The sequence below is a fragment of the Sphingomonas sp. genome (genome assembly GCF_017744835.1).
Lineage (GTDB): Bacteria > Pseudomonadota > Alphaproteobacteria > Sphingomonadales > Sphingomonadaceae > Sphingomonas.
The window spans coordinates 1146041-1171767 of sequence record NZ_JAGIAM010000001.1 but is presented as its reverse complement, the minus strand read 5'-3'; the positions used below and the strand labels follow the sequence as shown (position 1 = coordinate 1171767).

At 68.9% G+C, this 25727-nt stretch carries 22 protein-coding genes; 11 read left to right on the top strand and 11 right to left on the bottom strand.

Annotated elements, in window-relative coordinates; all coding sequences use genetic code 11:
• Positions 1-8: 8 nt before the first annotated feature.
• Together J7500_RS05625 and J7500_RS05620 are read left to right on the top strand one after the other, a co-directional pair.
• Positions 9-497: a hypothetical protein gene (locus J7500_RS05625; RefSeq protein WP_294060530.1), complete on the top strand. Its 489-nt coding sequence runs from the start codon at positions 9-11 to the stop codon at positions 495-497.
• Positions 498-539: 42 nt separating this feature from the next.
• The gene (locus J7500_RS05620; protein ID WP_294060529.1) at positions 540-2162 is read left to right on the top strand and encodes an NAD(P)/FAD-dependent oxidoreductase; all 1623 of its coding nucleotides are present in this window, start codon (positions 540-542) and stop codon (positions 2160-2162) included.
• Between the two features lie 100 nt (positions 2163-2262).
• Here the strand turns inward: J7500_RS05620 and J7500_RS05615 are convergent, their stop codons facing one another.
• Positions 2263-3267 carry a fumarylacetoacetate hydrolase family protein gene (locus J7500_RS05615; RefSeq protein WP_294060527.1) on the bottom strand — a complete coding sequence of 335 codons (1005 nt, stop codon included), beginning with the start codon at positions 3265-3267 and terminating at the stop codon, positions 2263-2265.
• Positions 3268-3395: 128 nt separating this feature from the next.
• Here J7500_RS05615 and J7500_RS05610 point away from each other — a divergent pair, with 128 nt between their 5' ends.
• Together J7500_RS05610 and J7500_RS05605 are read left to right on the top strand one after the other, a co-directional pair.
• Positions 3396-6737, top strand: a complete 3342-nt coding sequence (locus J7500_RS05610) for a PAS domain-containing protein (protein WP_294060526.1) — start codon at positions 3396-3398, stop codon at positions 6735-6737.
• 131 nt (positions 6738-6868) lie between these two features.
• On the top strand, positions 6869-8158 hold the full coding sequence (locus J7500_RS05605; RefSeq protein ID WP_294060524.1) for an adenylosuccinate synthase: 1290 nt from the start codon (positions 6869-6871) through the stop codon (positions 8156-8158).
• Between the two features lie 58 nt (positions 8159-8216).
• On the opposite strand, the gene J7500_RS05600 is transcribed toward J7500_RS05605, so the two are convergent.
• Complete coding sequence (locus tag J7500_RS05600; protein WP_294060523.1) at positions 8217-8525, bottom strand: hypothetical protein; 309 nt, start codon at positions 8523-8525, stop codon at positions 8217-8219.
• 144 nt (positions 8526-8669) lie between these two features.
• Positions 8670-9665, bottom strand: a complete 996-nt coding sequence (locus J7500_RS05595) for a ligase-associated DNA damage response exonuclease (protein WP_294060522.1) — start codon at positions 9663-9665, stop codon at positions 8670-8672.
• An 84-nt stretch (positions 9666-9749) separates the two neighbouring features.
• Between J7500_RS05595 and J7500_RS05590 the strand changes: the two genes are divergently transcribed.
• Genes J7500_RS05590 through J7500_RS05575 form a run of 4 tightly spaced genes read left to right on the top strand, consistent with a single transcriptional unit; the run spans position 9750 to position 14942 of the window.
• The gene (locus J7500_RS05590) at positions 9750-9941 is read left to right on the top strand and encodes a hypothetical protein (RefSeq protein ID WP_294060521.1); all 192 of its coding nucleotides are present in this window, start codon (positions 9750-9752) and stop codon (positions 9939-9941) included.
• Positions 9942-9981: 40 nt separating this feature from the next.
• Entirely contained in the window at positions 9982-12402 is a 2421-nt protein-coding gene (locus J7500_RS05585; protein WP_294060520.1) for a ligase-associated DNA damage response DEXH box helicase, read from the top strand.
• Positions 12403-12461: 59 nt separating this feature from the next.
• Positions 12462-13463, top strand: coding sequence for an aspartyl protease family protein (locus J7500_RS05580; protein WP_294060519.1), 1002 nt, complete (start codon positions 12462-12464; stop codon positions 13461-13463).
• A gap of 45 nt (positions 13464-13508) precedes the next feature.
• On the top strand, positions 13509-14942 hold the full coding sequence (locus J7500_RS05575; protein WP_294060518.1) for a mannitol dehydrogenase family protein: 1434 nt from the start codon (positions 13509-13511) through the stop codon (positions 14940-14942).
• A gap of 110 nt (positions 14943-15052) precedes the next feature.
• Here J7500_RS05575 and J7500_RS05570 read toward each other — a convergent pair whose 3' ends face one another.
• The 6 genes from J7500_RS05570 to J7500_RS05545 form a co-directional block, all read right to left on the bottom strand.
• Entirely contained in the window at positions 15053-16156 is a 1104-nt protein-coding gene (locus J7500_RS05570; RefSeq protein WP_294060516.1) for an ATP phosphoribosyltransferase regulatory subunit, read from the bottom strand.
• 9 nt (positions 16157-16165) lie between these two features.
• Entirely contained in the window at positions 16166-16825 is a 660-nt protein-coding gene (locus tag J7500_RS05565) for a TIGR02466 family protein (RefSeq protein ID WP_294060515.1), read from the bottom strand.
• The gene (locus J7500_RS05560; RefSeq protein ID WP_294060514.1) at positions 16822-17211 is read right to left on the bottom strand and encodes an endonuclease domain-containing protein; all 390 of its coding nucleotides are present in this window, start codon (positions 17209-17211) and stop codon (positions 16822-16824) included. Before J7500_RS05560 ends, J7500_RS05565 begins: the two co-directional genes overlap by 4 nt.
• Positions 17212-17331: 120 nt before the next feature.
• Entirely contained in the window at positions 17332-18909 is a 1578-nt protein-coding gene (serA, locus tag J7500_RS05555; RefSeq protein WP_294060513.1) for a phosphoglycerate dehydrogenase, read from the bottom strand.
• 98 nt (positions 18910-19007) lie between these two features.
• Positions 19008-20171, bottom strand: coding sequence for a phosphoserine transaminase (locus J7500_RS05550; protein WP_294060512.1), 1164 nt, complete (start codon positions 20169-20171; stop codon positions 19008-19010).
• A 288-nt stretch (positions 20172-20459) separates the two neighbouring features.
• Positions 20460-21353 carry an alpha/beta hydrolase gene (locus J7500_RS05545; RefSeq protein ID WP_294060510.1) on the bottom strand — a complete coding sequence of 298 codons (894 nt, stop codon included), beginning with the start codon at positions 21351-21353 and terminating at the stop codon, positions 20460-20462.
• 118 nt (positions 21354-21471) lie between these two features.
• Here J7500_RS05545 and J7500_RS05540 point away from each other — a divergent pair, with 118 nt between their 5' ends.
• Together J7500_RS05540 and J7500_RS05535 are read left to right on the top strand one after the other, a co-directional pair.
• Positions 21472-22146 carry an extensin family protein gene (locus tag J7500_RS05540; protein ID WP_294060509.1) on the top strand — a complete coding sequence of 225 codons (675 nt, stop codon included), beginning with the start codon at positions 21472-21474 and terminating at the stop codon, positions 22144-22146.
• 48 nt (positions 22147-22194) lie between these two features.
• Entirely contained in the window at positions 22195-23067 is an 873-nt protein-coding gene (locus tag J7500_RS05535; RefSeq protein ID WP_294060508.1) for an LOG family protein, read from the top strand.
• Positions 23068-23127: 60 nt separating this feature from the next.
• On the opposite strand, the gene J7500_RS05530 is transcribed toward J7500_RS05535, so the two are convergent.
• Positions 23128-23823 carry a cytochrome c family protein gene (locus J7500_RS05530; protein ID WP_294060507.1) on the bottom strand — a complete coding sequence of 232 codons (696 nt, stop codon included), beginning with the start codon at positions 23821-23823 and terminating at the stop codon, positions 23128-23130.
• 101 nt (positions 23824-23924) lie between these two features.
• Here J7500_RS05530 and J7500_RS05525 point away from each other — a divergent pair, with 101 nt between their 5' ends.
• On the top strand, positions 23925-24815 hold the full coding sequence (locus J7500_RS05525) for a prephenate dehydratase (protein ID WP_294060506.1): 891 nt from the start codon (positions 23925-23927) through the stop codon (positions 24813-24815).
• 38 nt (positions 24816-24853) lie between these two features.
• Here J7500_RS05525 and nudC read toward each other — a convergent pair whose 3' ends face one another.
• Positions 24854-25726 (bottom strand): NAD(+) diphosphatase, encoded by an 873-nt coding sequence (gene nudC, locus J7500_RS05520; RefSeq protein WP_294060505.1) that lies wholly within the window; start codon positions 25724-25726, stop codon positions 24854-24856.
• Position 25727: the final 1 nt, after the last annotated feature.

The following is a 25727-nucleotide window of genomic DNA, read 5'->3' as shown; positions in this document are numbered from 1 at the left end:
CGCTCTACATGATGATCAAACCGATCCCACCGAAGCGATTGGAACTTGCCCGCATTTGCCGAATGCTCGGGATCGAAAGCAATTATTCGCTCGACCGCCTGCATTCCACTTTGCTGCCGCTCGGCGAGAGCACTCCGACCAAAATCGAGGCCGCACACCACGCGCTGCGCGACCTGGATGCTCAGCCATTCGAAGTGATCTTCGATCGTGTCGAGGGGAGCACTCTCAAGCCCCGCAGGGGCTTACGTGCCCCGGGCACCATCCAGCGCGCGATAGCAGGTCGACTCGCTGCCTTCGGCCTGTCTCTACCTGCCTACAAATTCGCATTGCACATGAACCTCGCGTACGGCCAGCATTCGGATCGCCGTGCCGCCCTCCAACCCCTCAGCTGGATCGTAGACGAGATTCTCCTGATCGAGAGCGTGAACGGACAAGGCCGACATATCGATCGCGGTCGCTGGCCCCTCATCGCGCGCCAGGGCACGCTCCCCTTCTAACTCGATTCGCGCTCGCGGCGTTTAGCCTCTAGGAGGCCGCGCATGCTGCGCCTGTCCGGACTTTCCCTGCCCCTCGATCACGCCCCCGAAGCGATTCCCGAAGCCATCTGCACGCGGCTGGAGATCGAACGCACGGGCCTGAAGGGCTGGACGCTGTTCCGCCGCGGCAACGATGCGCGCCGCCGCAATGCGATCCAGCTCGTCTACACCTTCGACGTCGACCTCGCCGACGAAACCGAGGTGCTCGCGCGCTTCGCGGGCGACAAGGACGTGCGCCCCACGCCCGACATGACCTATCGCGCGCCCTTCCACGCGCCCGAGCGCTGGAGCGGCAAGCGGCCGGTGGTGATCGGCGCCGGACCCTGCGGGCTGTTCGCGGGGCTGATCCTCGCGCAGATGGGCTTCCGTCCGATCATCCTCGATCGCGGCAAGGTCGTGCGCCAGCGCACCAAGGACACCTGGGGCCTGTGGCGCCGCGCCGAGCTCAACCCCGATTCGAACGTCCAGTTCGGCGAAGGCGGCGCGGGCACCTTCTCCGACGGCAAGCTCTATTGCCGCGTCAAGGATCCGCGCTTCCTCGGCCGGAAGGTGCTCGAGGAATTCGTCAAGGCCGGCGCGCCCAACGATATCCTGTGGGAGGCGCACCCGCATATCGGCACCTTTCGCCTCGTCACCATGGTCGAGAGCCTGCGCGCGACGATCGAGCAACTGGGCGGCGAATATCGCTGGCAGACGCGCGTAGACGATCTCGAGCTCGAGCGGCTGCCCGACGGCAACCAGCGCATCCGCGGGCTGCACCTGCATGACGGCAGCTTGCTCGAGACCGACCATGTCGTGATGGCCGTCGGCCACAGCGCCCGCCCGACCTTCGAGATGCTGCATCGGCGCGGGGTGCACATCGAGGCCAAGCCCTTCGCGATCGGCGTGCGCATCGAGCATCCGCAGAGCTGGATCGATCAGGCGCGCTTCGGCAAATGCGCCAAGCACCCGGACCTCGGCGCAGCCGCCTACAGCCTGGTTCATCACGCCTCGAACGGCCGCAGCGTCTACAGTTTCTGCATGTGCCCCGGCGGGCGCGTGGTCGCGGCGACTTCCGAGGAAGGCCGCGTCGTCACGAACGGCATGAGCCAATATTCGCGCGCCGAGTTCAACGCCAATTCAGGGCTCGTCGTCGCCATCGACCCCGCGCGCGATTATCCCGACGGCCCGCTCGCCGGGATCGCGCTCCAGCGGCATTGGGAGGACCTCGCCTTCATCGCGGGCGGCTCCAATTATCACGCCCCTGGGCAGAAGGTCGGCGACCTGCTCGCGGGCCGCCCCTCGACTGCGCTCGGCGAAGTCATCCCCTCGTACAAGCCCGGCGTGACGATGACCGACCTGTCGCACTGCCTGCCCGAATTCGTGATCGAGGCCTTTCGCGAGGCCTTGCCCGTGTTTGGCCGCCAGATCGCCAACTACGACCATCCCGACGCAGTGATGACCGGGGTCGAGACGCGCACCTCGTCGCCGGTACGAATCACCCGCGGCAAGGACCACCAGAGCCTCAACGTCGCCAACCTTTTCCCCGCCGGCGAAGGCGCGGGCTATGCCGGGGGCATCCTCTCGGCCGCGATCGACGGGATCAAGGCGGCCGAGGCTGTGGCGAAGAGCATCGTCGAAGGCTGATACACCCGATCGTCACCGTCGCGAAGGCGGGACCCCGGAATCGCGAGCGATGCCCTGCGTGGCTCCGGGTCCCCGCCCTCGCGGGAATGACGGAGGGCGCTTACCCGCCCACCGTCTGCTCGATCACTCCGAAGATCGGGTGGTGCTTGTCGTCCTCAGCCCAGATGCGCACCGTGTCGCCGGCCTTCAAAAACGGCGTCTGCGCCGCGCCGCCGCGGATCGTCTCGATCGTGCGGATCTCGGCGATGCACGAATAGCCGACGCCGCCCTCGGCCACCGGCTTGCCCGGCCCGCCATCGGCGTCGCGGTTCGAGACCGTGCCCGATCCGATGATCGTCCCGGCCCCCAGCGCGCGTGTCTTGGCGGCGTGCGCGATCAGCGTGCCGAAGTCGAAGGTCATGTCCTCGCCCGCCTCGGCCCGGCCGAAGGGCTTGCCGTTCACATCGACCATCAGCTTGCGGTGGAGCTTGCCGTCCTGCCACCAGTCGCCGAGCGCGTCGGGCGTCACGAACACCGGCGAGAAGCTGCTCGCCGGCTTGGACTGGAAGAAGCCGAAACCCTTGGCCAGCTCGCCGGGAATGAGGTTCCGCAGCGAGACGTCGTTGGTGAGTCCCACCAGCCGGATCGCCGCCAGCGCCTCGTCGCGCGAGGCACCGAGCGGCACGTCGCCGGTCACCACCACCACCTCGGCCTCGAGGTCGCAACCCCAGCTTTCGTCGGCAAGCGGGATCGGATCGCGCGGCCCCAGGAAGCCGTCGCTGCCGCCCTGGTACATCAGAGGATCGTGCCAGAAGCTCTCCGGCATCTCTGCCCCGCGCGCCTGCCGCACCAGCGCGACATGGTTCACATAGGCCGAGCCGTCCGCCCATTGGTACGCGCGCGGCAATGGGGCGGCGGCAAGGCGCTCGTGGAAGCGCTCGCGCGGGATCACTTCATGGTCGAGGTCGGTCGCCAAGTTGCGCAGGTCGCCCTCCACGCGCTCCCAGTCGTCCAGCGCCGCCTGCAGCGTCGGCGCGATCATGTCTGCGCTCGCGTACCACGCGAGGTCGCTCGATACGACCACGAGCTTGCCGTCGCGTCCCTGTTTCAGGCTGGCCAGTTTCATGTGCGACTTCTCCTCTCACCTCTTCAATAGCCGCACCGGCGCGCGAGTCGAGTTGACTCCGTGTCCCGGCCCCAGCATCGCTAGGCACGATGTTGTCAGGGCTCCGATTCCTGGACCACGCGGGCGAAATGCCGCGGCGCATCCGCGAGCACGATTGGGCATCCACACCGCTGGGGCCCATCGAGCAATGGCCGCAGGCGCTGCGCTTCGCGCTCAACATCGCGCTCGGATCGAGCTTCCCAACGGCGATCTACTGGGGCCCGGAATTCCATCTGCTCTACAACGACGCCTGGGCGCCGATCCCGGCCGACCGCCATCCCTGGGCGTTGGGCAGGCGCGGCGAAGAGGTCTGGCCCGACATCTGGCACCTCGTCGGCCCGCAGATGCAGCGCGTGCTCGAAACCGGCCAGGGCTTCGCGGTCTATGACCGGATGCTGCCGATGGAGCGTGACGGCAAGCCGCAGGAGACCTGGTGGAACTACAGCTTCACCGCGATCCGCGACGAGAACGGCAACGTCGTCGGCGTCCTCAACCAGGGGAACGAGACCACGCGCCTGGTGCTCGCGGAGCGTGCGCGCGCCGCCGAGATCGAGCGGCTGCGGCAGTTCTTCGAGCAGGCGCCCGGCGCAGTCGCACTGCTGCAGGGTCCCGAACATGTCTTCGAGATCGCCAATCCCGCCTATCTTGCGCTGATCGGGCGTTCCGACGTGCTCGGGAAGCCCGTCGTCGAAGTGCTTCCCGAAGTGATCGAGCAGGGCTTCGTCGCGCTGCTCGACCGCGTCTACCAAAGCGGCGAGGCGCACCGCGAGGACAATACGCCGGTGCGGCTCCGGCGCGCGCCGGGCGCGGAGGAAGAAACGCGCTACGTCGATTTCGTCTACCAGCCGGTCCGCGATGCCGCCGGCACGGTCACAGGCATCTTCGTCCTCGCCAACGACGTCACCGAGCGCGCGTTGGCCGAGGCGGCGCTGCGATCGAGCGAGGAACGGCTGCAGCTTGCGCTCGGCTCGACGGTGGGGGTGGGCACCTGGCTGTGGGAGATGCCGCAGAACCGCATCACCGCGGACGACCGGTTCCTGCGGCTGTTCGGCGTCGAGGATGCCGCGCCGGACGGATCGGTGCCGATCGACAAGTTCTTCGCGCCGATTCATCCCGACGATCTGCCGCGCGTTCGCGCCGCGATCATGGACGCGATCACCACCGGCGCACGCTATGCGGAGGAATATCGCGTCGTCCAGCCCAACGGCAGCGTGCACTGGATCAGCGCGCAGGGCCGCTGCGCCTTCGATGCCGAAGGCCGCCCCAAGCGCTTCCCCGGCGTCGTCTTCGACATCACCGAGCGCAAGACTGCTGAGGAGGCCGCGCGCACCGCCGCCGAGGAGCTGCGCCGCGCAACCGAAGCGCAGTCGTTCCTCCACGAGCTGGCCGAGCGCCAGCGCAATCTCGATTCGTCCGAGGCGATCATGTGGCACACCGCCAATGCGCTTTCGGAGCGGCTCCATGTCGAGCGCGTCGGCTTCTATTGGGTTGAGCAGGAGCAGACGATCCATTTCGGCCCCTGCACGACGCACGGCAGCCTGCCCCCGTTGACGGGCACGATGACAGTCGAGGAGCTGGGGACGCCCGCGGCCGACCAATATTGCACCGGCGGCACGCTCGTCGCCCGCGACACGGCGCGCGAGCCCCGCTTCGCAGGCACCTCCTTCGCCGCGCGGACGCCCTCGGCGATCGGCGTGCCGCTGATGCGCGGTGGACGCTGGGTCGGCACGCTCTACGTCAACGACAAGGGGGCCCGCGACTGGACCCAGGAAGAGATCGCCTTCGTCGAGGCAGTCGCCGAGATTTCCTGGGACGCCGTCGAGCGCGCCGCCGCGCTTGCCGGGCTGCGCGAGAGCGAGGCCAAGTTCCGCGCCATCGCCAATTCGATCGACCAGATGGTCTGGTCGACGCTGCCCGACGGCCACCACGACTATTACAACGATCGCTGGTACGAATTCACCGGCGTGCCCTATGGCTCGACCGACGGCGATCGTTGGCAGGACATCTTCCATCCCGAAGACCGGGTGCGCGCGACGTCGCTGTGGCGGCACTGCCTCGCGACGGGCGAGACCTATCACATCGAATATCGGCTCCGGCACCATTCGGGCGAGTATCGCTGGGTGCTCGGCCGCGCCCAGCCGGTGCGCGACCGGGCCGGCGGGATCAGCCGCTGGTTCGGCACCTGCACCGACATCCAGGACATCGTCGACGCACGCGAAGTGCTCGCCCGATCGCGCGAGGAGCTCGAAGCGGCGGTGCGCGAGCGGACCGAGCAGCTGATGACTACGGAGGAGCAGCTCCGCCAGGCGCAGAAGATGGAAGCGGTCGGCCAGCTCACCGGCGGCATCGCGCACGACTTCAACAATATGCTCGCGGTGGTCATCGGCGCGCTCGACCTGCTCGAGCGCCGCATCGCCCAGGGACGCACCGACGTGGATCGCTACGTCACCGCCGCGCGCGACGGCGCCACCCGCGCCGCCGCGCTCACCCAGCGGCTGCTCGCCTTCTCGCGCCAGCAGCCGCTCGCCCCGCTGCCGGTCGACGCCAATGCGATGATCGAGGGAATGATCGAGCTGCTCGTGCGCACGCTCGGCGAGGCGGTGACGGTCGAGACGCGGCTTCGGGCCGGGCTGTGGATCGTGATGGCGGATCCCAACCAGCTCGAGAATGCCGTGCTCAACCTGTCGGTCAATGCGCGCGATGCGATGCCCGATGGCGGCACGCTGGTGATCGAATCGGCCAATCGCGTCGTCGCGCCCGATCGCGCGCGCGCGCTTGGGATCGAGCCCGGCGACTATGTCGAGCTCACCGTGTCGGACAGCGGCTCGGGCATGTCTCCCGAAGTGGCGGCGCGTGCCTTCGATCCTTTCTTTACTACCAAGGGCGTGGGTCAGGGCACCGGGCTGGGGCTCAGCCAGGTGTTCGGCTTCGTGCGGCAATCGGGCGGCACCGTGCGCATCGACACCGCGGCCGGGCGCGGCACCACCGTGCGGCTTTATCTGCCCGCGCGACACGACGCCGTTCCGGCCGCCACCGCCGCGCCAGCCGGCGCCGAAGTGCCCCGCGCGCATCCGGGCGAGACGGTGCTGGTGGTCGAGGACGAGGAGCGCGTCCGCGCCTTTTCGATCGAGGCGCTGCGCGAGCTGGGCTATGCCGTGGCCGACGCGCGCGACGGGCGCGAGGCGCTGCGCATGATCGATCGCGGCCAGCAGGTTTCGCTGCTGTTCACCGACGTGGTGATGCCCGAGATGACCGGCCACGAGCTGGCGAAGCAGGCGCGCGCCCGGCTGCCCGAGCTCAAGGTACTGCTGACCAGCGGCTATTCGCCCGAGGTCGCCGGCACCGAGGAAGCGATACTGACCAAGCCCTTCAGTCTCGAGGATCTCGCCCAGCGCGTCCGCGCCACGCTCGACGGACCGGGCGGGCATTAGCTCTTGACGCGGGGCGCCCATGCCGCCATTCGCGCCGCGGCCCGGGCGTACCCGGCCCCCGCACAGCCCAGCCGCCGAGTCCTGTCGAAGGGCGGCTTCGGGCCCGCCCCGGCAGGCGGAGACGTGTATCCATGGCAAATGTAGCAGTGATCGGCGCCCAATGGGGCGATGAGGGCAAGGGCAAGATCGTCGACTGGCTCGCCGAGCGCGCCGACGTCGTCGTGCGCTTCCAGGGCGGGCACAATGCGGGCCACACCCTGGTGGTCGGCGAGAATGTCTACAAGCTCTCGCTCCTGCCCTCGGGTATCGTCCGCGGCACGCCCAGCGTGATCGGCAACGGCGTGGTGCTCGACCCCTGGCACCTCAAGGCCGAGGTCGAGAAGCTCCGCGGTCAGGGCGTCGACGTGACGCCCGACACGCTCAAGATCGCCGACACCTGCCCGCTGATCCTGCCCTTCCACCGCGATCTCGACGCTCTGCGCGAGGACGCCAGCGGCGCCGGCAAGATCGGCACCACGCGCCGTGGCATCGGCCCGGCCTATGAGGACAAGGTCGGCCGCCGCGCGATCCGCGTCTGCGATCTCGCCCATCTCGACGAGCTCGGCCCCCAGCTCGACCGCCTGCTCGCGCATCACGACGCGCTGCGCGCCGGTTTCAACGAGCCTGCGATCGATCGCGGCGCGCTGCTCGCCGAGTTGCGCGAGATCGCCGATTTCGTGCTCCCCTTCGCCGAGCCGGTATGGCGGATGCTCAACGAAGCGCGCGGGCGCGGGCGCCGCATCCTGTTCGAAGGCGCGCAGGGCGTGCTGCTCGACATCGATCACGGCACCTATCCCTTCGTCACCTCGTCGAACACCGTCGCGGGCACCGCGGCGAGCGGCACGGGGATGGGCCCGGGCGCGGTCGGCTTCGTGCTCGGCATCGCCAAGGCCTATACGACGCGCGTCGGATCGGGCCCCTTCCCCAGCGAGCAGGACAACGACATCGGCGAACGGCTGGGCACGCGCGGGCATGAATTCGGTACCGTCACCGGGCGCAAGCGTCGCTGCGGCTGGCTCGACGCGGTGCTGCTGCGTCAGTCGGCGGCGGTATCTGGGATCACCGGGATCGCGCTGACCAAGATCGACGTGCTCGATGGCTTCGACGAAGTCGCGATTTGCACGGGCTATCGTCTGCGCGGCGAGGCGCTCGATTATTACCCTTCGAACGCGCAGGACCAGGCTGCGATCGAACCGGTCTACGAGATGATGCCCGGCTGGTCCGAATCGACGGCGGGTGCGCGCAGCTGGGCGGAGCTTCCCGCAGCTGCGATCAAATATATCCGCCGCATCGAGGAGCTGATCCAGTGCCCGGTGACGCTGGTATCGACCAGCCCCGAGCGCGAGGACACCATCCTGGTCCGCGATCCCTTCGCGGACTGATCGGCGGGATTAGAAGGAGTCGGGGCCCGGCAGCCGCACGCGCCGGGCCCCTGGCCCCTTAACGCTGCGGCGGCTGCGTCGCAGAGTCGGGGGTAGCGGTGCCGGCGGAATCCGGCGCGGGCGAAGTGGTCGGGCCTTCGGCGGGAGCTGGGGCGTCATTCGCCGTGCCCGAACCCGTCGTGGCATTCTCTTCCGACTTCTTGTCCTTCTTCTTCTTGTCGGCCTTGTCGGCGTGAGCGGCGTCACCCGTCGTGGCCGTGCTCGTGCTCTGGTCCTGCGGGGAACCGGTCGTGCCCGTTGTCGATTGTGCAACGGCAGCGGCCGGCAAGAGCAACGCGCCGGCAGCGAGGATGGAGAAAGTACGCATTCGATAACTCCTGCAGTTGAAGACCTGCACCCTCGCAAACCCGCGCCTCGTGCGCGGGTTTCGCTGCGCGCGCACGGCTCGCCGTCCGCTCGGCACTGTCCGGGGCCGAGTCGTTTCGCGTGCGCGCTGGTCTGACTCGGAAGATCAGTCGTCTTCGTCCTCGAAGCCCACGAGATCGAGCGCTCGCGCCTTGATCTGGTGCATGCCGCACCAGTGGACGAGCGCGTCCTCGCGCCCGTGCGTCACCCACACCTCGCGCGGCTCCAGCTCGCGGATCGTGTCGGTCAGCTCGCACCAGTCGGCATGGTCCGAGAGGATCAGCGGCAGCTCGACGTTACGCTGCCGCGCCCGCTGGCGCACCCGCATCCAGCCCGACGCCATTGCCGTGATCGGATCGGGAAGACGGCGCGACCAGCGATCGTTGAGCGCGCCGGGCGGGCACAGGATGATCCGTCCCTGAAGCTCGGCCTTGGCGACGCCGGTCGCCGGCCGCAGCTCGCCCAGGTCGACGCCATGCTCGACATAGAGGTCGCACAGCCGCTGCAGCGCGCCATGGACGTAGATGGGATCGTCGAACCCCATCACCCGCAGCTCGCGGATCACGCGTTGTGCCTTGCCGAGCGCATAGGCGCCGACCAGCACGCAGCGATCGGGATTGGCGTGCAGCGCGGCCAGCAGCTTGTCGAGCTCGTCGTGGGTCTCGGGGTGGACGAACACCGGCAGGCCGAAGGTCGCCTCGGTGACGAAGACGTCGCATGGAACCGGCTGGAAGGCCGCGCAGGTCGGGTCCTCGCGCCGCTTGTAGTCGCCCGAGACGACGATCCGCTCACCTGCATGCTCGAGCACGATCTGCGCCGATCCGAGCACATGGCCGGCGGGCACGAAGCTGATGTCGACGCCCCCCATGCGCAGCGCCTCGCCATAGTCGACCGCACTGCCGTTCTGCGGTCCGTATCGGCACTCCATGATCGCGAGCGTCTCTGCAGTCGCCCAGACCTGGCCATGTCCGCCGCGTGCGTGATCGGCGTGGCCGTGCGTCACCAGCGCGCGTGCGACCGGCTGCGAGGGGTCCACCCATGCGTCGGCGGCAGGAATATAGAGCCCTTCCGGCCGCGGCTCGATCCAGCGTCCCAATGCCATGCATGCACTATCGCCGGGAGCCGCTGCGGTTCCAATCGGATCGAAACGCGGCCTGGCTTCGTTGGGAGGCCAGGAGGTGCGTCAATGGATCTTTCGAGCATTCAGGGCCTGATGGTCGTAGTCGGCCCGATCCTTCTCGCGATCGCGATCGCTTGGGCGATCTTCGCCAACCGCGGATCGCGCCGCGACATCGAGCATACCGAAGCCGCCACGCGCGAGCGCTACGAGCAGCAGGACCGCGAAGACAAGGCGCGCGAGGCCGGCGAAATCATCTGAGCGCTTGCATCGCAGCGGTCGCTCGGGCGAACGCTGGCGCGTGGCCGACGAAGACCCGTCCCTTCCCGATCCGCTGACGCGCTGGTTCGCCGCGCGCGGCTGGGCACCGCGGCGGCATCAGCTCGAGATGCTGGCGGCCGCGCGCGCCGGCCGTCACGCGCTGCTCGTCGCACCCACCGGCGCGGGCAAGACGCTCGCAGGCTTCCTGCCCAGCCTCGCCGAGCTGATCGAGAGCCCGTCCGAGCGGCTGCACACGCTCTATATCTCGCCGCTCAAGGCGCTCGCGGTCGATGTGCGGCGCAACCTGCTGACGCCGATCGAGGAGATGGGCGTGCCCATCCGGGTCGAGACGCGCACCGGCGACACCCCGCACGAGCGCAAGGTCCGCCAGCGCGCGCGCCCGCCGCAGATCCTTCTCACCACGCCCGAATCGCTGAGCCTGCTCCTCTCCTATGAGGACAGCGCGATGATGTTCGCCGACCTGAAGACGGTCGTCATCGACGAGGTCCACGCCTTCGCGACGGGCAAGCGCGGCGATCTGCTCGCGCTGGCGCTGGCTCGGGTCCAGCGCTTCGCTCCCGGGCTGCGGCGCGTCGCGCTCTCCGCCACGGTCGACGATCCCGACGGCTATCGTGCATGGCTCGCACCCCATGGCGATATCGACAGCGTCGCGTTGGTCCAGGGCGACAAGGGCGCCGATCCCAACATCGCGATCCTGCTGCCCGAGGGGATCGTCCCCTGGGCCGGCCATTCGGGCGTCTATGCCATTCCCCAGGTCATGGCCGAGATCGAGACGCACAAGACGACGATCATCTTCTGCAACACGCGTGGCCTCGCCGAACTCGTCTTCCAGCAGCTCTGGAAGATCAACGAGATGAAGCTGCCGATCGGCGTGCACCACGGCAGCCTCAGCCTCGAGGCGCGGCGCCGCGCCGAGGACGCGATGGCCGAGGGGCGGCTGCGCGCGCTCGTTGCGACCGCCAGCCTCGATCTCGGCGTCGACTGGGGCGACGTCGATTGCGTGATCCAGATGGGCGCGCCCAAGGGCTCGTCGCGCCTGCTCCAGCGCATCGGCCGCGCCAACCACCGGCTCGACGAGCCGAGCGAGGCCGTGCTGATTCCGGGCAACCGCTTCGAATATCTCGAGGCGCGTGCCGCACTCGATGCAGTGGAGCAAGGTGAGCTCGATCCCGACGTCTTCCGCCCGGGCGCACTCGACGTGCTGGCGCAGCACGTCATGGCCTGCGCCTGCGCCATGCCCTTCGAGGCAACCGAAATGCTGCACGAAGTTCGCGCAGCATTGCCCTATTCGGCGCTCGCCGACGAGACCTTCGAGCGCGTGCTCAGCTTCATCGCCGACGGCGGCTATTCGCTGCGCGCCTACGACCGGTTCAAGCGGCTGACCAAAGGCAAGGACGGGCTGTGGCGCGTCACCAGCCCCGCCTTTGTTGCGCAGCATCGGCTCAACGCCGGCATCATCGTCGAGGCACCGATGCTAGAGGTGCGCTTCAAGAACGGGCGCCGGCTGGGCAAGATCGAGGAGGCGTTCGGCGCGCAGCTCTCGCCGGGCGACACCTTCGTCTTCGCGGGGCTGGCGCTCGAGGTCGAGCGCGTCGAGGCGACCGACCTGATCGTCCGCGCCACCGCCAAGCAGGCGCGCTACGTCTCCTACATGGGCGCGCGCCTCGCGATCACCGCGACGCTGGCCAATCGCGTCCGCGCCTTCCTCCACGACCGCAGTCAATGGCGCCGCTTTCCCGACGACGTGCGCGAATGGCTGGAAGCGCAACAATATCGCTCGGCGATCCCCGGCCCCGACCAGCTCCTCGTCGAGACCTTCCCGCACGAGGGGCGACACCATATGGTCGCCTACAGCTTCGAAGGCTGGAACGCGCATCAGTCGCTCGGCATGCTGATCACGCGGCGGATGGAGGCGATGGGGCTCAAGCCGCTCGGCTTCGTCGCCAACGACTATGCGCTCGCGGTCTATGGACTCGAGAAGATCACCGATCCTGCCGCGCTCTTCTCGCCCGACATCCTCGAGCATGAGTTCGTCGACTGGGTGCAGCAATCGGCGCTGCTCAAACGCGCCTTCCGCGAAGTCGCGATCATCGGCGGGCTGGTCGAGCGCCAGCACCCGGGAAGGAAGAAGACCGGGCGGCAGGTCACCTTCTCCACCGACCTGATCTACGACGTGCTGCGCAAATACGAGCCGGACCATCTGCTGCTGCGCGCCGCCTGGGCCGATGCGCGGGCGCGGATGACCGACGTTGGCCGGCTCGCGCACCTGCTCGACACCGCCGGCGAGCGCATGCTGCACATCGACCTGCCGCGCGTCAGCCCGATGGCAGTGCCGGTGCTGATCATGATCGGCCGCGAATCTGTCCCACAGGGAGCGGGTGAGGACGCGCTTCTGATGGAAGCAGAGCAGATCGCCGCCGAGGCGATGCGGATCGACTGACCTTCACGCCCGCGCAAATATGATTGCTGCGCAACATGCGGAGGTATATTGTTTCCTGCATGTTTCGCCCTACACCCGCGCTGATGCTCCTGCTGCTGCTCGGGACAGCCGCGGAAGGCCGCGACCTCGGTCGCCAGGACCCCGATATGATCGCCCCGCAGGCGCCGGTCGACGGGACGCTGGTCGATCTCGGGACGCTCGACGCGCGGCTGACGGTGCCCGTCGCGCTCGGCGCCAGCGGGCCCTACAACTTCATCATCGATACCGGCGCCGAGCGGACCGTCGTGTCGCGCGAGCTCGCCGGCTCGCTGCGCCTGGTGCCAAGCCAGCCGGTAATGCTCACCTCGATGACCGGCTCGAGGCGAGTCGACACCGTGCTCGTGCCGCAGCTGATGATCCCCTCGGTGGGAGAGCATCATTCGATCGTCGCCCCGGCGCTCGCGGGCCGCAACCTGGGCGCGGCCGGACTGCTCGGCATCGACACGCTGCAGAACCATCAAGTGACGATCGATTTCGACAGCGGCACCATGTCGGTGCGTCCCAGCGCCAAGCGCAAGCGCAAGACCAGCTATATCCGCGGCGAGATCGTCGTGACTGCCAAAAGCCTGTTCGGGCAGCTGATCGTCACCGATGCCTATTTCGGGAACACGCGCGTCCAGGTTGTGCTCGACACGGGCGCGCAGGTCACGATGGGCAATTCGGCGCTTCGCCGGAGGATCGGTGGCAGGCTCAAGACCCAGCCGATCGAGTTCACCAGCGTCTTGGGCGACACTGCCCGCGCCGAATATTCGAACGTCGAGGGGATCAAGATCGGCGATGTGCTGTTCGGCTCGATGCCCGTCGCCTTCGCCGACGTCGCGCCGTTCGAGCGGTTCGGCCTAACCGAGCGGCCCGCGCTGCTGCTCGGCATGGATGCGCTGCGCAGCTTCCGCCGCGTCGAGATCGACTTCCCCAACCGCCAGGTCCGCTTCCAGATGCCCAAGAGCGCGTTGCGCGATCTGAACAGGACCGGCTCGCTGATCCCCGGTGGGACTGGCACGCAAGGCGTGCGGAGCTACTGACGGCGGATTGACTCGCCCCCGCCCGGGCTGCTTGGGGCAGAGGCGATGACGACACTTTCCCGCTCCGCGCTTGCCACCCTGCCGGCAAGCATCGCCCGTCCCGGCCACGACCTGCAGGCGGTCCGCACCGGCATCGTCCATTTCGGTCCCGGCGCTTTCCACCGCGCGCATCAGGCGCATTATGTCGACCGGCTGCTCGACCAGGACCCGCGCTGGGGCATCGCCGCCGTGTCGCTGCGCAGCGGCGGGACGACCGACGCGCTCAAGGCGCAGGACGGACTCTACACGCTGGCAGTGATCGACCGCGAGCCGAGCATGCGGATCGTCGCCGCGCATTCGGACGCGATCGGCCCGGGCGAAGGCGCGCGGCTGCGGAAGCTGCTCGCCGATCCGGGCGTGCGGCTGGCGACGAGCACGGTGACCGAGAAGGGCTATTGCCTCAGCGGCGACGGCAGTCTCGACTTCAACCACGCCGATATCGTCCACGACCTCGCCTCCCCCGCCGAGCCGGCCAGCGTCATCGGCTGGATCGTCGCGGGGCTTTCCGATCGTCGCGCCGCCGGCACCACGCCCTTCGCGATGCTGTGCTGCGACAACATGACCGGCAACGGCGCCAAGCTCCGCGCCGCCTGCGCCGCCTTCGCCCGCCAACTCGATCCGGCCCTGGCCGACTGGATCGAGGCCGAAGTCGCCTTCCCAGACTCGATGGTCGATTCGATCACCCCGGCGAGTGACGCCGCCTTCCTGGCGCAGGTGCAGGGCGCGCTCGGTGTGGAGGACCGCGCCGCGGTCCAGCGCGAGAGCTTCACGCAGTGGGTGCTCCAGCGCTTCGACATGGCCGACGCGCCCGACCTCGCCTCAGCCGGGGTGACGCTCACCAGCGACGTGCGCGGATACGAGCAGGCCAAGCTGCGCATCCTCAACGGCGCGCATTCGACGCTGGCCTATGTCGGCCTGGCGCGCGGGCACGAGACCGTGTTCGAGGCGATGTCCGATGCCGCGCTCGAAGGCTTCGTCACGCGCCTCGTCCACCAGGACATCGCCGCGTCGCTCGCGCCGGTCGAGGGGCTCGACAAGGCAGCCTATGCCGATGCGGTGCTCGACCGGTTCCGCAACCCGGCGATCCGGCACTTGCTCAGCCAGATCGCCTGGGACGGCTCGCAGAAGCTTCCCTATCGCCTACTCGACACGACGCGTGCGGCACTCGAGGCCGGGCGCAGCGTCGAGCGGCTGGCAGTGCCGGTGGCGGCCTGGATCGCCTTCATCCGCCGCAAGGCCCAGGCCGGCGAGAAGATCACCGATCCGCTGGCGGACACGCTCGCCGCAGCCGCAACCAGCGCCGATCCGGTCACCGCGATGCTGGCGATCGAGCCGGTGTTCGGGGCGCGGCTGGCGGCCGACGCGCGGTTCCGATCGGCGGTCGGCACGGCCCATGAATTTTTCGCAGCGGGCGACATCGCAGGACTGCTAGCGCGCTGAACTTCGCGAAACTTCACGAAGTTCGCGCATATTGGGCGTCAAATACGGGTAGTTCGACCTGTCAAAGAGCGGCGGCACGGGGCCGCGGCGCGATGGCAGCAGGCGAAATCCTATTTTGCAAGTGCCCGGGGCTCGCCGTCCTGGAGCACATGGCTGCAGAGCTGCGCCTCGGGCGTGTCGCCCGGCTCGAGCGCGGCGACCGTGACCCAGCCCTCGGCGCGCAGCTTCGCCCCGGCCTCGGCAGGCGTGCCGTACGGCAGGAACAGCCGCCGCCGTTCGCCACTGCCCAGCCCCGCGTCGAGGATCGGATCGGCGAATAGCGAAAAGCCGACTGCCATCTCCTCGCGGCCGTCCGGGTGGATGACCGTATAGCTGCCGCCGCGCCCGATCTCGCCGCGCACGCCCTGCGCGAAGATCGAGAAGCCCAGCCAGGTCTGATATTCGAAGCCGTGCCGCTCGGTCGGGTCGAGCGTCAGCGCGACCTTGCCGCCGAGCCCCGCGGCGATCTCCGCCACGCCGTCGAGCCGGCTCGCCAGCGCCTTGCCCGCGTCGATCGCGCGCAGCCGCCCCATCGCAGCATCGAACGGCCCCGCCGCCTCGATCAGCGGCAGATAGCGCGAATCGATCGCCGCCACGCCGCCCGCGTCCTTGGCATCGAGCCGCTCGCGGAGCGCCTCGAGCCGGGCGGCGTCGAGCGTCTCGCCCGCGAGCGTGTCGACCAGGTCGGGTAGGGTGAAGTCGAGCGCGAGCCCGGTGACGCCGGCGCCGGCAAGCGCCTCGATCGCGACGCCGACCACTTCGCGCGCCGCCGCGACGCTGTCGAGCCCGATCAGCTCGCAGCCGATCTGGCGCATCGCGCGCTGCGGATTGAGCTCGGACGCGCTGAGCTTGAGCACCGGCCCGGCATAGGAGAGCCGCACCGGGCGCGGATGGTGGCCCATGCGCGTGACTGCGATCCGCCCCACCTGCGCAGTGAGATCGGGCCGGATCGCCAGCGTGCGCTGCGACACCGGATCGATGAAGCGCACCGCGTCGCGCAGGCCACCGGCCTTGAGCCGCGCGCCGAGCTCGTCGGCGAATTCGGCGAGCGGCGGATCGACCTGCTCATAGCCATAGAGGCGCGCGACGCCGAGCACGCGCGTCTCCAGCCGCGCGGCGGCATCGGCAGCGGGCGGCAGCCGGTCGTGGAAGCCCTCGGGGAGAAGTCCGGTCATTCGCGCGCGTCAGCCTTCCTTGGCATAGAGGTTCATCGCCACCGAGATCCGGTCCCGGCTCCCGCGGTGCGGCGTCACGCCATGGCGCATGAAGCCCGGGAAGAGCACCAGGTCGCCCGCCTGCACCTTGATCTTGTACTCGCCGAGCTGCGGCAGCCCGTCGGCGCCGATCATCCGGAAGCCCGGAAAGGTCATCAGCGGCACCGGGAAGCGCGGGTCCTCGAGGAACAGCTCGCCGCCCTCGGTCTCGCCCGGCGCGAGGCCGGCATCGACATAATAGACCGCCGCCCAGAGCACGCCGGGATGCGCGTGGCTCATGTTGAGCCCGCCCGGCGCGAGCACGTTCGCCCAGACCCGCGCCGACCAGTGGACGCTCGCGGCGTCGCGATCGTCGAAATGCGACATGCGCCGGGCGAGGCGGATCGCCGCATCGGTCACGCGCTCCGCCGCCGCGCCGCCCCAGCCGAGCAGGTCCGTCGGGGAATGCCAGCCGCCGATGTTGGAACGGCCGATGCTGCCGCCCTCCGCCATCCGCGCACGGATCGCCTGGGCGAGCTCGGCATCGATCGATTCATGGTCCGCGACCCGGCCGTGCAGGATCGGCGTCTCGAACAGGCCGACCCGTTCGGCCCGCACGCGGAGCATCGTATCGGGCTGGCTGGACGTCAAAAGCCCTCTCCCCGCCGGGGAGAGGGTTGGGAGAGGGGCCGTGGAGCGAGCGCGTCGGCGATGCGATGGGCCACACCGTCCAAACTGCTCCCGACCTCATAATTCGTGAACCGAATCACGCGATATCCCTGCCTCTCGAGCCAAGCCGTGCGCCGCGCGTCCTTCGCCTCGCACAGCGCATGCGTGTCGCCGTCGATCTCTATGACGAGCTTGTGCGACCGCGCGACGAAATCCGCGATATACGGCGCGATCACCACCTGGCGAGCAAATTTGACGCCTTCGAACTGCCTGGCGCGGAGGATGCGCCACATTGCTGCTTCGGTGGGTGTAGGATTGCCGCGCATCTGCTTTGCGCGGGCGAGCAGCACCTCGTCGGTTTTCGGCACTGCCCCTCTCCCAACCCTCTCCCCGGAGGGGAGAGGGCTATAGCCTAGCCGCGCCGTATCGGCACACAAGCTCCCTCTCCCCATCGGGAGAGGACCGGGAGAGGGGCAGCGCTCCAGTTCCTAGAACTTGAGCGCCATCGCGGTCTTCACGCCCGGGAGGGCGCGGACCTTGGCGATCAGGTCGGGGTTGACCTCGTCGTCGACCGAGAGGAGCAGCACTGCCTCGCCGCCGGCGTTGCGGCGGCCGAGGTGGAAGGTGCCGATGTTGACGCCCGCCTCGCCCAGCGTGGTGCCGAGCCGGCCGATGAAGCCCGGCGCGTCCTCGTTGACGATGTAGAGCATGTGCCCGGCGAGATCGGCCTCGACCTTGATGCCGAACAGCTCGACCAGGCGCGGCGCCGAATTGCCGAACAAGGTGCCCGCAACCGAGCGGTCGCCCGCCTGGGTGCCGACGGTCACGCGCACCAGCGTGTGATAATCGCCCTCGCGGTCATGGCGCACTTCGCGCACGTCGAGCCCGCGCTCCTTGGCGAGGTACGGCGCGTTGACCATGTTCACCGTGTCCGAATGGACGCGCATCAGCCCGGCGAGCACCGCGCCGGTGATCGGCTTCTGGTTGAGCTCGGCGGCCGCGCCCTCGACTTCGATCGCGATGTTGGCGAGCTCGCCGTGCGCGAGCTGGCCGACCAGCGAGCCCAGCTTCTCGGCCAGCGCCATGTACGGCTTGAGCCGCGGCGCTTCCTCGGCCGAGAGGCTCGGCATGTTGAGCGCGTTGGTGACACCGCCGGTGACGAGGTAATCGGCCATCTGCTCGGCGACCTGGATCGCGACATTGACCTGCGCCTCGGTGGTCGAGGCGCCGAGGTGCGGCGTCGAGATGAAGTTGGGCGTGCCGAACAGCGGATGCTCCTTGGCAGGCTCGGTGGCGAACACGTCGAGCGCCGCGCCGGCGACATGGCCGTTCTCCAGCGCTTCCTTGAGCGCCGCCTCGTCGATCAGCCCGCCGCGGGCGCAGTTGATGATGCGCACGCCCTTCTTGGTCTTGGCGAGATTCTCGCGGCTGAGGATGTTGCGCGTCTGGTCGGTCAGGGGCGTGTGCAGCGTGATGAAGTCGGCGCGCAGCAGCAGATCGTCGAGCGTCATCTTCTCGACGCCCATCTCGAGCGCGCGCTCCGGGGTGAGGAAGGGATCATAGGCGATCACCTTCATGCGCAGCCCCAGCGCGCGATCGGCGACGATCGAGCCGATGTTGCCCGCGCCGATCAGGCCCAGCGTCTTGCCGGTGACCTCGACGCCCATGAAGCGGTTCTTCTCCCACTTGCCGGCCTGAGTCGACTTGTCGGCCTCGGGCAGGTCGCGGGCGAGCGCGAACATCAGCGCGATGGCGTGCTCGGCGGTGGTGATCGAATTGCCGAACGGGGTGTTCATGACGACCACGCCCTTGGCCGAGGCCGCGGGGATGTCGACATTGTCGACGCCGATGCCGGCGCGGCCGACCACCTTGAGGTTGGTCGCGGCTTCGAGGATCTCGGCAGTGACGCGCGTCGAGCTGCGGATCGCCAGGCCGTCATACTGGCCGATGATCGCCTTGAGCTCCTCGGGGGTCTTGCCGGTGATCTCGTCGACCTCCACGCCGCGCTCACGGAAGATCTGCGCGGCCTTGGGGTCCATTTTGTCGCTGATGAGTACCTTGGGCATTTTGGTTCTCCACCCCGTCATCCCCGCGAAGGCGGGGACCCAGGGTTACTGAGGGAATTGCTTGTCACTCTGGATCCCCGCCTTCGCGGGGATGACGATCACGAATCGCGAGCGGTCGCGTAGGCCCAGTCGAGCCAGGGGCCGAGCGCCTCGATATCGGCGGTATCGACGGTCGCGCCGCACCAGATGCGCAGCCCGGCGGGGGCGTCGCGATAGCCGGCGACGTCGAACGCGGCCTCTTCCTTCTCGAGCAGCGACGCCATCTTCTTGATGAACGCCTCGTCGGCGCCCTCGACCGTCAGGCAGACGCTGGTCTTCGAGCGGATGCCGCGGTCCTCGGCGAGATGGCCGAGCCAGTCGCGCTCTGCGACGATCTTCTCGAGCGCGGCGGCATTGGCGTCCGAGCGCGCGATCAGGCCCTCGAGCCCGCCCAGGCCCCTGGCCCATTCGAGCGCGAAGATCGCATCCTCGACGGCGAGCATCGAGGGGGTGTTGATCGTCTCGCCCTTGAACACGCCCTCGGCGAGCGCGCCCTTGGCCATCAGGCGGAACACCTTGGGCAGCGGCCAGGCGGGGGTGTGGTCCTGCAGCCGCTCGACGGCGCGCGGGCCGAGGATGAGCACGCCGTGCGCGCCCTCGCCGCCCAGCACCTTCTGCCAGGAGAAGGTGGCGACGTCGATCTTGTCCCAGGGAATGTCATAGGCGAACACCGCCGAGGTCGCGTCGGCGAAGCTCAGGCCTTCGCGGTCGACGGGAATCCACTCGCCGTCGGGCACGCGGACGCCGCTGGTGGTGCCGTTCCAGGTGAAGAGCACGTCATCCGACCAGTCGATCTTGTCGAGATCGGGGAGCTGGCCGTAATCGGCGCGGACCACCGTCGGATCGAGCTTGAGCTGCTTGACGGCATCGGTGACCCAACCTTCACCGAAGCTCTCCCAGGCAAGCGTCGTCACGCCGCGCGCGCCGAGCATCGTCCACATCGCCATTTCGAAGGCGCCGGTGTCCGATCCGGGCACGATGCCGATGCGGTGCGTCTCCGGCAGGCGGAGCATCTCGCGCATCAGATCGATGCAATATTGGAGGCGGGTCTTGCCGAGCTTCGAGCGGTGCGAACGGCCGAGCGATTCGGTCGCGAGCCTGGCGGCGTCCCAGCCCGGAGGCTTGGCGCAGGGACCCGAAGAGAAAAAGGGGCGTGCCGGCTTGGTGGCGGGCTTGGTAACGGCAGGCGCAATGGTGGCGCCGGCGGCAGTCGTATCAGTCATATAGACTCTCCTTGCAGAGAGCACGCGCGGCGTTGGGACCGCGTGGCCCGCCGACGGCCCTAGCGGCGGCGGGGGGAAAGTCAATCGGCTTGCGGTGCGGTGAAGGAAGGAGGCTTTGCTCCCCTCCCTGCCTGCATGGAGGGGCCGGGGGTGGGTGCGCGCGTCTGCGCGCTCAAAAAGACCCACTAGCGATACGGCCCAAAAAAAGCGCCGGTCGAGGCATCGAGCCTCGCCCGCCGCTGAACCCACCCCTTGCCCCTCCCTGCAAGCAGGGAGGGGAATAGCGAGTCAGCGCCTGGCCGGCTGCGGTTCGGGCGGCCAGCGGGTGAGCAGGCCGCGGTCGGTCATCCAGTTGGTGATCTGCTCGGGCCAGCGGCGGAGGCTGACCAGCGGGGTGGTCTCGCCCATGTTGTAGGCGTGGCCGCCCGCCGCATAGAGGTGGAGCTCGGCCGAGGCGCCGGCGGCGCGATAGGCGGTGAGCAGGTCGATCGTCGGCTGCGAGCAGCATTGGTCGTCGCTCGCGGCGCTGAGCAGCAGCGGGGGCGAGTCGGGCGTGATCTTCTCCTCGCCGTGGAGCGGCCCGGGGAAGACGAGAATGCCGAAATCGGGGCGGGCGGAGAGCTTGTCGATCGCGTCGCCCCTGCCGGGGGCGGGCACCGGCGGGCTGAGCAGCGTCACCCGGGCGAGCTCGCCGCCGGCCGAGAAGCCGACCACGCCGACGCGGTTCGGATCGAGCTTCCATTCGCTCGCATGGGCGCGGATCGTCCGCACCGCGCGCTCGGCGTCCTCGCGGGCATTCTCGAACTTGTAGGGCGAATCCTTGCCGCGGAAGAGCCGGTAGCGCAGCACGAAGGCCGAGACGCCGCGCTCGTTGAACCAGCGCGCGACGTCGTCGCCCTCGGTGGTGATGACCAGGAACTCGTGCGCGCCGCCGGGCATGATCAGCACCGATGCGCCGGTCTCGCGGCCCGGGCGGGCGGGGTAGTAGGTGATGCTGGGGTTGTTGACCGGCTTGAGCCAATAGTCCCTGGCCTCTTCCGGGATCGACGCGCGGCTCTCGAAGCCGGGGGCGCCGTTGGCCCAGAGCGGAATGCGCTGCGGCTCGGCCGGAGGCTGTTGGGCGAAGGCTGGAAATGCGACGAGCGTAAGCGCCCAGGCGAGCGCGGCGAGCAATCGGGCCATCAAGCCTCTCCCCTATTGCCGGGTCCTCGCCCGGCGTTCGAAGGGGATGGTAACGGTAACAGCGGCCAAGTCAAAAGCTGGCCGAAAGGCGTAGCTTTTCCGCGCGCCGCGCCATGCTATGTTCGGCCTCATGTATCGTTGCGTCGGGTCCGCCCTGCTGCTTTCGCTGCTGCTCGGCGCCTGCGCGGGCGGCGGCGACGACGAGCGGCCCTCGCGCCCCAAGATGGTCCGCTCGACGCTGACCCGGCCGACGCCGCGCGAGACGCAGCAATGCTTCACCGAACTTTCGCGGCAGAGCATCCGCTTCAGCCCGCTCGCCGACCGGGAGTTCGGCGGGGGCTGCTTCATGGCCGGCACCGTCGAGCTGATCGACATCGGCGTGCCGGTGACCAACCTGAAGGGCATGCGCTGCGGGCTGGCGCAGGCTTTCACCGGCTGGGTGCGCTATGCCGTCGCGCCGGCCGCGGCCCAGATATTGGGAAGCCCGCTGGCGAAAGTGGAGAGCTTCGGCACCTATTCGTGCCGGCCGGTGATCGGCAATGCGGGCGCGTCCCGACTTTCGGAACATGCCGCTGCCAATGCCGTCGACATATCGGGATTCGTGCTCGCCGACGGGCGGCGAATCACGATCGAGCGCGACTGGCACACGCAGGACCCGGCAGTGCGCAGCTTCCTCTCGGTGATCCGCCAGTCGGCGTGCCGGCGCTTCAAGACGGTGCTCACGCCCGACTATAATTCCGCGCATTACAACCACATGCACATGGACATGGGCGGGCGGCCGCTCTGCGCCTGAGTCTTTACGGATTTGCAGCCGCGCCGGCATGCGCCTAAGCCGGACGAAATGAACGACACACGAGTTCCCAGCCGCGTCTTCCGCCCTGCCCAGCAGGAAGCGGAGAACGCCAATACCGCCGCGGGCACGCCGCAGACCGAGCATCCCGCCTATCGCCTCGCCTTCCAGGACATGGACTTCCTGCTGCGCGAGGACCTGCGCCCGGTGCGCTTCCAGCTCGAGCTGCTCAAGGCGCAGCTGCTGATCGAGGAAGCCAATATCGGCTCGACCTTCGTGGTCTATGGCTCGGCGCGGATTCCCGAGCCGGCCAAGGCGCAGGCGCTGCTCGAACTGGCCGAGACGCCCGAGCAGAAGCGCGTCGCCGAGCGGCTGATCGAGAAGTCCAAATATTACGAAGTCGCGCGCGAGCTCGGCCGGCGCGCGAGCAACTTCCCGCTCGACGAATCGGGCAAGCGCCACTTCGTGGTCTGCTCGGGCGGCGGGCCGTCGATCATGGAAGCCGCCAACCGCGGCGCGCGCGACGTGGGCGCCGACACCCTGGGGCTCAACATCGTGCTGCCGCACGAGCAGGCGCCCAACCCCTATGTCACCCCGGGGCTGAGCCTGCAGTTCCACTATTTCGCGCTGAGGAAGATGCACTTCCTGATCCACGCGCGCGCAGTGGCGGTGTTCCCGGGCGGGTTCGGCACCTTCGACGAGGCGTTCGAGCTGCTGACGCTGATCCAGACCGGCAAGATCGAGCCGATCCCGGTGCTGTTCTACGGCAAGGAATTCTGGAACCGCGTCCTCAATTTCGACGCGCTGTGCGAGGAAGGCGTGATTTCGCCGCGCGACCTCAACCTGTTCCGCTTCGTCGAGACGGCAGAAGAGGGCTGGGAGATCGTCCAGGACTTCTGGCGCGAGCGCGAAAAGCGGCGCTGACCCGGAAACGAAAAAGGCCGCCTAAAAGGGCGGCCTTTGACGTTAGCGATGGGCCCGGGATCAGTGGTTGCTCTTGGGGAGCGAACCCTTTTCCTCCGCCTGGATCGCGGCCTGGGGATCCTTGCCCGGCGCCCCCGCGGCCGGAGCCGCCTGGTTGGCGACATCGGCAGTGCCCGGACCCTCGGCGACGTTCGCCTGGGCATTGGCGTCGGGAGCGGCGCCCTCGGCCGGAGCGGCCGGGAGCGGCAGGTTCGAGCCCTGGCTGTTGAGATAGGCGATCACGTTCGCGCGGTCCTGCGGGTTGGCGAGGCCGGCGAAGGTCATCTTGGTGCCCGGCGCATACTTGCGCGGCGAGGTCAGCCAGGCGTCGAGCGCCTCGAAGGTCCAGGCGCCGGGGACCGACTTTAGCGCGTCCGAATAGGCGAAGCCGGGCAGGTGGCCGTGCGGCTTGCCGACGGTGCCGTAGAGGTTCGGGCCGATGCCCGACGCGGCGCCCTGGTCGATCGTGTGGCAGGCGGTGCACTGCTTGAACACATCGGCGCCCTTGGCCGGATCGGCCTTGGCGAGGCGCACCGCGATCGGCTCGGCCGCAGCGGCGGCGCCGCCCTCGCCGGCGGTCTCGACGCCCTCAATGGCATAGCCCATCTTCTCGGGGCGTTCGGAATGGAAGATCATGCCGCTCGCGATCGTTAGGCCGAGCGCCGCAATTCCGCCCGCCAGAGCCCAGCCCGCAATAGTATTGAACCGATCGTCCATCGCATGCCCCTAAAGGTAAGTCGCTCGCCCTTTAGGCTGGGCGTTTCGCGACCGCAAGCATGCTTGCCGGCTGTCGAAAGGGCCGCTAGCGCCGCGCAGCAATGGAGAATTTCGCCGCCCCCGCGCGCCCGATCGTGGCGCAGATGATCGCCGAGGCCGCCGCCGAGCCTGCGCGCGCGGTCGCCTTTCAGGGCGCGCCCGGCGCCAATTCGCACGTCGCGGTGCGCGAGGCGCTGCCCGGCGGGCTGCCGCTCCCCTGCTTCTCGTTCGAGGACGCGATCGAGGCCGTGAAGGAAGGCCGCGCCGACTGCGCGATGATCCCGATCGAGAATTCGCTCCACGGCCGCGTCGCCGACATCCATTTCCTGCTTCCCGAATCGGGGCTGACGATCGTCGGCGAGCATTTCCTGCCGATCCGCTACGGGTTGATGGGCACCGGCCCGATCGCCGGCGTGCGCCAGGCGATGAGCCACCCCCAGGCGCTCGGCCAGTGCCGCCAATGGTTGAAGGCGCACGGCATCGCGCCGCTCTCCTACCCGGACACCGCCGGCGCGGCCGCGGTGGTCGCCGAGATGGCCGATCCGGCCGTCGCCGCGCTCGCGCCGCCGCCCGCCGCCGATCTCTACGGGCTCGAGCTGCTCGCGACCGACCTCGCCGACGCCGAGCACAATATGACGCGCTTCGTCATCCTGGCGCGCGAGCCGCGTCCGCTGGGTGCCGAGGGTCCGTTCATGACGACCTTCATCTTCGAAGTGAAGAACGTCCCCGCCGCGCTCTACAAGGCGCTCGGCGGCTTCGCGACCAACGGCGTCAACATGACCAAGCTGGAGAGCTACCAGCGCGGCGGCAGCTTCGCGGCGACCGAATTCTACGCCGATATCGTCGGCGCCCCCGGCGAGCCGGCGCTCGACCGCGCGCTGGAGGAGCTCAAGTTCCACACCAAATGGGTGCGCGTGCTCGGCACCTACCCCCAGGCACGCGCGCGGCCCTAGACTGATTCTCGATCCTCCCCGCCAGGGGGATCGGCCCGCTACGCGCCGTCCACCCAGGCGGTCAGCAGCGTGTGGGCGATGGCGTAGGGCGGGGCGGCGCCAAAGGGCGCGGCAGGATCGCGGGCGAGCGCGAGGCGGACGTCGTCGCGGCTGAACCAGCGCGCATCTTCGAGCTCGTGCGCGTCGATCGCGATCCGGTCGTCGAGCGCTTCGCCGATGCAGGCGATCATCAATGACGACGGGAAGGGCCAGGGCTGGCTGGCGACATAGCGGACCGCGCCGACGCGCACGCCGGTCTCTTCCAGCGTCTCGCGGCGCACGGCCTCCTCGATCGATTCGCCGACTTCGAGGAAGCCGGCGAGCGCCGAATAGCGTCCCGGCGGCCAAGGCGGCTGGCGGCCGAGCAGCACCTTGTCGCCGCGCTCGGCGAGCATGATCACCACCGGCTCGACCCGTGGGAAATGCTCGGCCTGGCAATTGGGGCATTTGCGCGCCCAGCCGGCGTGGGAGATCATGGTCGGCGTCGCGCATACCGCGCAGAAGCCGTGCCGCCCGTGCCAGTCGACCAGGCTGCGCGCCGCTGCATAGAGCGCGGCGTCTGCGGCGTGGAAGCGATCGAGCATCGCGAACAGCGCCGGGCTGCGTGCGTTCGGGAAGGGCCGGCCGTGCGGGGGCGCCATGGCGAAGAGCGGGGCGCCGTCGGGGTCGAATCCGAGGAACAGCCGCTCGCCCTGGGCCTCGCGGAGGCCGGTCCAGCTCAGCCGGCCCTGGTCATCGAGCTCGGGATCGAGTCCATGCAGCACGAGCAACCGCGCACGCGGATCGGCCTCGGCCGCGGCGAGCCGCTCGGGCTCGTGACGGACGCGGTCGGCACGATCGAGCGTGCCGCCGGTGAAACCGGGAGCAATCATT